Source organism: Pseudomonas sp. PS02302, from assembly GCF_029959585.1.
Lineage (GTDB): Bacteria > Pseudomonadota > Gammaproteobacteria > Pseudomonadales > Pseudomonadaceae > Chryseomonas > Chryseomonas aestiva.
Map to the genome: position 1 here is coordinate 1 of NZ_JASCON010000176.1, position 444 is coordinate 444.

Here is a 444-nt window from a genome sequence, read left to right on the forward strand (position 1 = left end):
AATCCAAGCAGGGGCGTTTCCAGATTCTCGACGTGTGCCGCATGATGGCGCCGCTCACCAAGTACACCCACCAGTTCGCCTCCGCCGACAACATCCCGTCGCGCATCCGCGAGGCCTTCCGCCTCGCCGAGGAAGAAAAGCCCGGCTCCGTGCACCTGGAACTGCCGGAAGACATCGCCGACGAGCACACCGAGAGCCTGCCGGTATCGCCGAGCCTGAGTCGTCGTCCGGTCGCCGAAGCCAAGGCCATCGCCGCCGCCGTCTCCAAACTGGAAAACGCCCGCAGCCCGGTGCTGGTGCTGGGCGCCGGCACCAATCGCAAGATGACCGCGCGGGTGCTGCGGCAGCTGATCGAGAAGACCGGCATCCCCTTCGTCACCACCCAGCTCGGCAAGGGCGTGGTCGACGAGCGCCATCCGCGCTTCCTGGGCAACGCCGCCCTCT

The 444-nt window shown here is 67.3% G+C and carries 1 pseudogene; it reads left to right on the forward strand.

What is annotated here, in order from left to right:
- A pseudogene (locus tag QMX82_RS26230) lies at positions 1-444 on the forward strand (thiamine pyrophosphate-binding protein); the annotation flags it as partial.